General features: G+C 64.4%; 10 protein-coding genes and 1 pseudogene. 2 read left to right on the top strand and 9 right to left on the bottom strand.

Annotation, left to right across the window (positions count from 1 at the left end):
• Positions 1-137: 137 nt before the first annotated feature.
• The 3 genes and pseudogenes from DL899_RS03845 to DL899_RS19315 form a co-directional block, all read right to left on the bottom strand.
• Positions 138-269 (bottom strand): annotated as a pseudogene (locus tag DL899_RS03845) (IS256 family transposase); the annotation flags it as partial.
• A gap of 156 nt (positions 270-425) precedes the next feature.
• Entirely contained in the window at positions 426-686 is a 261-nt protein-coding gene (locus tag DL899_RS03840; protein WP_111732550.1) for a DUF2312 domain-containing protein, read from the bottom strand.
• Positions 687-771: 85 nt separating this feature from the next.
• Positions 772-954, bottom strand: a complete 183-nt coding sequence (locus DL899_RS19315; RefSeq protein WP_204355239.1) for a hypothetical protein — start codon at positions 952-954, stop codon at positions 772-774.
• A gap of 125 nt (positions 955-1,079) precedes the next feature.
• Between DL899_RS19315 and DL899_RS03835 the strand changes: the two genes are divergently transcribed.
• Positions 1,080-1,295, top strand: coding sequence for a hypothetical protein (locus DL899_RS03835; RefSeq protein ID WP_111732548.1), 216 nt, complete (start codon positions 1,080-1,082; stop codon positions 1,293-1,295).
• Between the two features lie 10 nt (positions 1,296-1,305).
• Here the strand turns inward: DL899_RS03835 and DL899_RS03830 are convergent, their stop codons facing one another.
• Both DL899_RS03830 and DL899_RS03825 read right to left on the bottom strand, forming a co-directional pair.
• A complete protein-coding gene (locus DL899_RS03830) occupies positions 1,306-1,515 on the bottom strand; it encodes a hypothetical protein (protein WP_111732546.1) in 210 nt (69 codons plus the stop codon).
• Positions 1,516-1,552: 37 nt separating this feature from the next.
• Positions 1,553-1,876, bottom strand: coding sequence for a TraR/DksA family transcriptional regulator (locus DL899_RS03825; protein WP_111732544.1), 324 nt, complete (start codon positions 1,874-1,876; stop codon positions 1,553-1,555).
• Between the two features lie 123 nt (positions 1,877-1,999).
• Between DL899_RS03825 and DL899_RS03820 the strand changes: the two genes are divergently transcribed.
• Positions 2,000-2,863 carry an MBL fold metallo-hydrolase gene (locus tag DL899_RS03820; protein WP_111732542.1) on the top strand — a complete coding sequence of 288 codons (864 nt, stop codon included), beginning with the start codon at positions 2,000-2,002 and terminating at the stop codon, positions 2,861-2,863.
• Here the strand turns inward: DL899_RS03820 and DL899_RS03815 are convergent, their stop codons facing one another.
• The 4 genes from DL899_RS03815 to DL899_RS03800 all read right to left on the bottom strand — a co-directional run bounded on the left by DL899_RS03815 (position 2,864) and on the right by DL899_RS03800 (position 7,378).
• Positions 2,864-3,922: a flagellar motor switch protein FliM gene (locus DL899_RS03815; RefSeq protein WP_111732540.1), complete on the bottom strand. Its 1,059-nt coding sequence runs from the start codon at positions 3,920-3,922 to the stop codon at positions 2,864-2,866.
• Between the two features lie 101 nt (positions 3,923-4,023).
• Positions 4,024-6,714: an ATP-binding protein gene (locus DL899_RS03810; RefSeq protein ID WP_111732538.1), complete on the bottom strand. Its 2,691-nt coding sequence runs from the start codon at positions 6,712-6,714 to the stop codon at positions 4,024-4,026.
• Positions 6,714-7,013: a hypothetical protein gene (locus DL899_RS03805; RefSeq protein ID WP_111732537.1), complete on the bottom strand. Its 300-nt coding sequence runs from the start codon at positions 7,011-7,013 to the stop codon at positions 6,714-6,716. The genes DL899_RS03810 and DL899_RS03805 overlap by 1 nt, the downstream gene beginning before the upstream one ends.
• Positions 7,010-7,378 carry a response regulator transcription factor gene (locus tag DL899_RS03800; RefSeq protein ID WP_111732535.1) on the bottom strand — a complete coding sequence of 123 codons (369 nt, stop codon included), beginning with the start codon at positions 7,376-7,378 and terminating at the stop codon, positions 7,010-7,012. The genes DL899_RS03805 and DL899_RS03800 overlap by 4 nt, the downstream gene beginning before the upstream one ends.
• Positions 7,379-7,442: the final 64 nt, after the last annotated feature.

Genomic DNA, 7,442 nt, shown 5'->3' with positions numbered 1-7,442 from the left:
CCTGCGCCTCGTCAGTGCTGTGCTGGTCGAGATCAACGACAAATGGGCCGCTGAAACCAAGCCCTACATCAAGTGGGAATGCCAGGATGCATGAGCATGGCGTCAGTGAATTTCCAGTCCCCAGGTTGCTCAATCTAGTCAGCGCCCGTCTTGGCGCCGACCTCCAGCTCCATCAGCCGTTCGGCGGCGAAACCGATCATCTCGCGGAGCAGGTCGGCATCAGCGCTCTTTTCCACGAGCGCGCGCAGGTCCATCATCTGTTTGGTCATCGGGTGTAGTCCTCAGTTCAGGTTGGTGTTCACAACCCGACCCTACCGAGAAACCCGATGGCCACCGAAAGCTACACAACGTCCGGGGACGTCACCCTTTGATGATGTGACCGCACCCAGTTGGCGGCGGGGGCAAAGCCCCCACTCGCATCGGCATCACATACCCAAGGCTTCCTTGTACATTTCCAATACCGCCTCTTCTTCGGCGATATCGTCCTTGTCGCGCTTTCTGAGCCTTACCAGGGTGCGCACAGCCTTAACATCATATCCACGTCCCTTAAGTTCCGCGAATACCTCCTTGCTCTGCTCAGAGATGTCTTTCTTCTCAGCCTCAAGTCGCTCGATACGCTCAATGAACTGACGCAGTTCATTTGCTGCTACCTTGTAGGAGCCGGTCGCTTCTTCGCTGTCTGCCATGTTTCCCTCACTTGCATTCTCAGGGTGGAAATTTTCCCAAGAAAACACCCTATATGACAGTGTTTCCTGATAAGTCTTTGTCTACTCACTCACACAACAATTCGGTGGTGGTGATGTATAGCCGCGCGACCTGGCGTCGGCCATCATCTCTTTGCTGCAGGTCGGCGATGTTCTTTTTCTCGGCTTCGAGGTGCTTGAAACGTTCGATGAACTGGCGCTGTTCCTCTGCGGTCACACGATAGCTGGCATCGGTCGACGTGTCGGTCATGGCTACCTCTTCACTGGCCGGGAACGCGTTCCCTACAACCCGGGCCGGGCGCCCGCAAGCCCGTGCTTGCGCCCGAAGGCGGGCTGCGCTAGGCGGCAGGGATCACATGGACAGGGGGTGTGCAGATGGAGATTCTGATCTGGCTGGGTGCCGGCATTTCGCTGGTCGGCCTTGCGGGGCTCGTCTGGTGCATCGTTCAGGTTTGGAAGGCCCGCCGGGCGGGGCTGAGCGACGAAGAACTGCGCGCGGCGGTGCAAAAGGTGGTGCCGCTCAATACCGGCGCGCTGTTCCTGTCGGTAATCGGGCTGATGCTGGTGGTGCTGGGCATCGCCCTGGGGTAAGCGGCCGCGATCAGATCGGCAGGTTGTCGAACTGCGCCTCGATGGCGGCGCAGGTCAGTTCCTCGCACAAGTCGCGGATTGCCGCCGGCACATGTTCACCGGCCAGATCCATCTGCGCGATCATTTCGGCAAGTTCAGGCTGCAGGCTCAGCCGCGCGTCGGGTGTTGCCTGAAGAATACGTTCGTGCAGGTTCTGCAGGTCGCGTTCGAGCATGGTCATGGTTTGTCTCCCTGATCGTGTTCACGCAAGGTTGCTGTCAGACCCCCGCCGCACAATCGCGGCAGAGCGGTGTATCGGGCAAGGTCACAAGACGCGCCTCGGAAATTTCTTCGCCACAGCGCGCGCATACGCCATAGGTTCCCTCGCGCAGGCGCTTCAGGGCGGCGCGGATGCGGGCGACTTCGGCCGCGCTGCTTTCACCGAGCCGTTCCAGCACCTCTTCGTCTTCGCGCTCGACGGCCAACTCTTCCCAATCCTTGGAATGCGGCTCGTCCAGTTCGGCCTCGATCTGGTGCAGGCGGCTGTCCAGTTCCTTGAGCCGGGTAAGCAGCGCCCTGCGATATACGGCGAAATCGCGCATCTGTTTCCTCCTTTGACGATGTAAGAATCTCACATCGGCGGGTGAGCGTCCTTGATCAACATCAACCCATTGATTGAATGATATGCCAAAAACCATATATTACGACTCCAAAAGGTGCAGCCGATGAAACCTGATGTCACGGCCTTCTTCGACGAGGGCACCAACACCATCTCTTATGTCGTGCGTGACCCCGCTGGCAGCGCCTGCGCCATTATCGATTCGGTCCTGGACTTCGACTATGCCTCGGGGCGAACCGGCACCGACTCGGCCGACCGGATCATCGCCCATGTCCGCGAAGCCGGGCTGGACGTGGTCTGGCTGCTGGAAACCCATGTGCATGCCGACCACCTGTCCGCCGCGCCCTATCTGCAGGAACGACTGGGCGGGCGCATCGGCATCGGCGAAAAGATCCGCCTGGTGCAGGACACCTTCGGCAAGGTCTTTAACGAGGGGACAGAGTTTCAGCGCGACGGCTCGCAATTTGACCGGCTCTTCGCCGAGGGCGACAGTTTCCATATCGGCCAGCTGCGCGGCGAAGTGCTACACACGCCGGGCCATACCCCGGCCTGCCTGACCTATGTGATCGGCGATGCGGCCTTTGTCGGCGATACGCTGTTCATGCCCGATTTCGGGACCGCGCGCTGCGATTTTCCGGGCGGTTCGTCAAAGATGCTTTATGCCTCTATCCAGAAAATCCTGACCCTGCCCGACGAAACACGCATCTTCGTGGGCCACGACTACAAGGCGCCGGGGCGTGACGACTACGCCTGGGAAACCACCGTGGCCGAGGAAAAGGCGAAGAACGTGCATGTCGGCGCCGGGCGTGACGAGGACAGCTTCGTGCGGATGCGGGACGAGCGCGACGCGACGCTGGAGATGCCGCGCCTGATCATCCCGTCGCTGCAGGTGAACATGCGCGCCGGCCGGATGCCGCCGGCGGATGACGATGGCGGCGTGTTCCTGAAGGTGCCGGTGAACCGGCTCTGATCACGCCTCCGCCATCCTTGGCGCGCCGGTGACGTCGGCCACCTTGGGGATTGAGCCGGGCTCTTTGCTGGCGGGGGCGGGCGCATCCGTCTCGGGCTGTGGTGCCGGGGCCGGCGCACCGGGTTCATCCGCGGGGCTTGGTGTGCCCTGCCCCGCCGCCAGCGAAGAGCCTGTCAGCCGCAACGCCCGAAACCCGTCCATCTGCCCCAGCCGTGCCCGCGCCGCGACGTGACCGCCGGTGGCGACCAGTTCGACCCGGCCGATGACGGCGGCGCTGACCGGCAGGATCGAACCGGGTTCGAGCGCACAGACATCCGATAGCGGCATCGTCACCCGCGCCAGAACCGCATCGAGCGTGACCGGCGCGCCCAGCGCCACGCCGGCCAGGTCAAAGGCATCGCCTGCCTCGTCGTCGCCGCCGGGATCGGGCGGCAGGCCCGCGCGTGGCGGCAGCATCAGCGCCAGCGTCCCGGCTGACACCCCGCCACCGATATCGATGGTCAGGCGGAACAGGTCGAGATCGCCCTCCCCCACCGCCAGCATCAGCGCGCGGGCATCCGCCACCCGGTCGCCAAAGCGAAAGAGGCCCGACCGATCATCAGGCCTGGTCCAGGCATCGCCCTCTGCCCCAATGGCGTCCCCGGTCAGAAGATCGGCGAAACGATGCATCACCGCGTCTATCAAAGGGGCGGTCATCGCCGCATCGGTGGCTGTGAATGCGCGGTCGGGCGGCGGCGCAGGGCGGACGCGGCCAGTGGTCTGCGCCTCGATCAGGGCCTGCACCAGCGGCGGGTCGAACAGCGCCGCGCCCCGCGCCCCGTCCGGCCCGTCCAGCAGCACGATCAGACCGGCGGTTTCGGCCTCTGCGCCAAGTACGGCGGCGGCAAGGCAGCGCTGTTCGACCGCGCGGACGGTCAGCGCCAGACCGAACAGCCGGTCGCCTGTCGCCTCGACCGCCAGCCGCAGGGCGCGGGCGGGCGACATCGCGCGCGCGTCGAAATCGGCCCGGCCCTGCCGCGCCTTGCGATGGATGACGGTGCTGCTTTCCTGATCGGACATTTCTTTCCGCCGAAACTGGATGGCCCCAAAACTGGATGGCCCCGTGGCCTGCCGGGGCTCAGCCTAGCGGGCCGTGGTTACCAACCCCTTTACCGACGCCGTTATTGCGCGGCACGGCCGACGGTGTCCTGATTGATCGGCAGCGTCACGCGAAAGGCGGCGCCGTCCTGCCCGGGCAGATAGGTGATTTCGCCACCCAGACGGGCCATGATTTCGCGGCAGATGGCCAGCCCCAGCCCGGCCCCGTCGGCTCTGGTCTGGCCGATGCGCGAAAACTTTTCAAAGATCACCGCGTGCTGGTCGGTCGGGATGCCTGACCCGTTGTCGATGAAATCCACGGTCAGCCGGGTGCCCTCGACCTGGGACATGATGCTCAGCCTCGGGATCTCGGCATCGCAGTACTTGGCAGCATTGGCGATGAGGTTGATAAAGACCTGCGCCAGCCGGTCGAAATCGGTGTTCAGCACCACCTTTTCCGCCTCGCGGTCACGGCGGATATCCAGCAGGCCAGACCCGTCCGCCGCCGCAATCGAGCGGTTCAGCACGCCCGCCAGGGTGCCTGACTGGGTGCTCAGCGCGACCTGTCCGTTTTCCAGCACGCTGACATCCAGCAGATCGTCCAGCAGCCGCGTCAGGCGGATCGCCTCTTCCAGGATGATCGAGGCGTATCTGCTGCGCACCTCGTCATCCAGCCCGTCGCTTTCGCGCAGGATGTCCGAAAACGCCCGGATCGAGGCCATCGGCGTGCGCAGCTCGTGGCTGATCTGGCTGAGGAACGCGTCCTTTTGCAGCGACAGCTGGGTCAGCTTTTCATTGGCCTCGCGCAGCTGGCGCGCGGTGCGGGCCTGTTCCTCGGTCTTGGCCTCCAGCCGGCTGGAGTATTCCATGATCTGCGCCGCCTCGTCGGCCACCGCCATCAGGTCCTCGACCGATACGGTGGCGCGGCCGACGATCTGGCTGATCATCGCATGCGCCGTCGCCGCCCCCACCGAGCCCGCAAGCGCGCGTTCGAGCAATTGCAGGAATTCGGTGGTGGGTTCGGGCAGATAGCCGGCAAGTCCCTGGCGGTGCGCCTCTTCGGAAAAAAGCGTCTGCGCCTCGGCCCCGCCCATGATCCGCTGCGCCATGATCAACAGATCCTCGGACTGCGCCAGCCCCCCCGACCAGCTGCCAGGCGTCGCCGAATGCTGGAACACATCGACGAACTGCGCGCCTTGCAGCCGTTCCAGCGGCTCGGGCAGGGTCAGCAGCGACACCAGGATGAAACTCCCGGCATTCAGCAGCAGGCTCCACAGCACGGCATGGATCACCGGGTCCATGCCCTCGGCACCGAACAGCGCCTGCGGCCGCAACCAACCGATGCCCAGGGGCCCGTTTTCCAGCAATGCCTGCGGCAACAGGGCGCTGGGCCCGAAGCTGGGCAGAAAGAGGCAGTAAAGCCACAGCACAAACCCCACGCTGAGCCCCACCAGCGCGCCCGCCCGCGTCGCCCCGCGCCAGATCAGCCCGCCCATCAGCGCCGGCAGAAACTGCGCCGCGCCGACGAACGAGATCAGGCCGATCGCCGCCAGCGCCTCGCCCCCGCCCGACAGCCGGAAATAGGCGTACCCCAGAAACAGGATGAACGCGATCGCCAGCCGCCGCGCCAGCAGCGCCACGTGGCGCACATCGCCCGAGACCATCACGCTACCGCCGGTGAACCACAGCCAGATCGGCATCACGATATGATTCGAGACCATGGTCGAGAGCGCGATCGCGGCCACGATCACCATCGAGGTGGCCGAACTGAACCCGCCCAGGAACGACAGGATCGCCAGCCCGCGCTGCCCCTCGGCCAGCGGCAGGGTCAGGACGAACTGGTCAGGGTTCGACCCCGCCGGCAGCATCTCCAGCCCGACGACGGCGATCGGCACCACGAAGAGGCTCATCAACATCATGTAGGTAGGAAACGCCCAGGCGGCGAGGCGCAGATGGTCCTCATTCTCATTTTCAACCACCATCACCTGAAACATCCGCGGCAGGCAAATGAAAGCCGCCGCCGACAAGAGCGTCAGCCCGACCCAGCGGCTGCCCGGCACCTCCCAGCGGGAGATTGGCGAGGCGTCGATCCGCGCCAGCGTCTGTTCGACCCCGCCAGAAATACCCCAGACCACGAACACCCCCACCGCCAGCAGCGCGAACAGCTTGACTACCGCCTCGAACGCAATCGCCATGACCACGCCATGATGGCGTTCGTTGGCATCCAGGTTGCGGGTGCCGAAAAGGATGGTGAATACGGCCAGGCCCGCCGCCACCACAAAGGCGGTATATTGCTGGCCGGGATAGGCGTCGGTGGCCTGATCCGCCGCAGCAAAGGTGGCGAACGACACTGTGACCGATTGCAGTTGCAGCGCGATATAGGGTGTCAGCCCGATCACCGCGACCAGGGTGACGATCACCGCCAGTATGTTCGATTTCCCGTAGCGCGACGAAATCAGGTCGGCGATGGAGGTAATGCGCTGACTGCGCCCGACCCGGACCATCTTGCGCAGGGTCCACCACCAGCCGATCATCACCAGCGTCGGACCGAGATAGATGGTCACATATTCCAGTCCCGACCGCGCGGCGAAACCGACCGCGCCATAGAATGTCCAGGCGGTGCAGTAGATCGACAGCGACAGCGTATAGACGATGGGCGAACGCAGCCATGCGCCGCGCCCGCGCCGCGCCGCCCGATCAGCGCCGAATGCCACGGCGAACAGGAACGCCACATAAAGCAGGCAGACAACAACAAGAAGGTTGAGCGCGACCATCAGCCCCCTCCGGCGCCGCCGCCCTCTTCGGTATCGGAGCTCAGATAGCGCGACAGCACCCCTGACAGGATCGCCAGCCCCAACCAGACAAGAAACAGGTAGGTCATCACCCAGGCGGTCCGGTTGCCATCGCGCAACGTCTCCACTCCGCCCGCCGGGGTTTCACCGCCCGCGTGCCACAACAGCGGCACCATGAACAGCACCGCCCCCAACAATGGCAGCAGACGCGCGCCGTCAGCCAGACGGCGGCGCCGATAGGTGCGCCGCTGCACGAAGATGGGTTCGCGCGGGGCACTCACGACGCCACCAGATTACGCACCGCGGCCAGGACCTCGGCGTTGGAAAACGGCTTGGTCATGTAGAGGCTGGCGCCGGCGCGCTCGGCCATCTCGCGGTCCTTGTCCTGGCCGCGGGCAGTCAGCATCAGCACCGGGATGTCGCCCAGTTCGGCATCGGCCCGAATGTCCTTGAGGATGTCAAAGCCGTTCCGGTCGGGCAGCATGACGTCGAGGATGACCAGATCGGGCCGGCGCGCGCGCACCGCCTCGACCGCGTCGCGGCCGTTGGAATGGGTTTTCACATCCCAGCCGTCACGACTGAGGATGAAACCAATCGCCTCGATTATGTTTCGCTCGTCCTCGATAAGGACCACGGTTTTTCCCATTCCATCGGTCTCCCCTCCGATTGCGCCGCGAACGAGCACAACTCACTATTGTCAAAGACGCGTG

The sequence above is a fragment of the Roseovarius amoyensis genome, assembly GCF_003260265.1.
Taxonomy (GTDB): Bacteria; Pseudomonadota; Alphaproteobacteria; order Rhodobacterales; family Rhodobacteraceae; genus Roseovarius; species Roseovarius amoyensis.
This window is presented reverse-complemented; position numbering and strand designations above follow the sequence as displayed.

What these genes read in the sequence shown, in the direction of transcription:
- DL899_RS03840 (WP_111732550.1), bottom strand. Translation starts at nt 686, where the DNA reads ATGGCAGACAGCGAAGAAGCGACCGGCTCCTACAAGGTAGCAGCAAAT.
- DL899_RS19315 (WP_204355239.1), bottom strand. Translation starts at nt 954, where the DNA reads ATGACCGACACGTCGACCGATGCCAGCTATCGTGTGACCGCAGAGGAA.
- DL899_RS03835 (WP_111732548.1), top strand. Translation starts at nt 1,080, where the DNA reads ATGGAGATTCTGATCTGGCTGGGTGCCGGCATTTCGCTGGTCGGCCTT.
- DL899_RS03830 (WP_111732546.1), bottom strand. Translation starts at nt 1,515, where the DNA reads ATGACCATGCTCGAACGCGACCTGCAGAACCTGCACGAACGTATTCTT.
- DL899_RS03825 (WP_111732544.1), bottom strand. Translation starts at nt 1,876, where the DNA reads ATGCGCGATTTCGCCGTATATCGCAGGGCGCTGCTTACCCGGCTCAAG.
- DL899_RS03820 (WP_111732542.1), top strand. Translation starts at nt 2,000, where the DNA reads ATGAAACCTGATGTCACGGCCTTCTTCGACGAGGGCACCAACACCATC.
- DL899_RS03815 (WP_111732540.1), bottom strand. Translation starts at nt 3,922, where the DNA reads ATGTCCGATCAGGAAAGCAGCACCGTCATCCATCGCAAGGCGCGGCAG.
- DL899_RS03810 (WP_111732538.1), bottom strand. Translation starts at nt 6,714, where the DNA reads ATGGTCGCGCTCAACCTTCTTGTTGTTGTCTGCCTGCTTTATGTGGCG.
- DL899_RS03800 (WP_111732535.1), bottom strand. Translation starts at nt 7,378, where the DNA reads ATGGGAAAAACCGTGGTCCTTATCGAGGACGAGCGAAACATAATCGAG.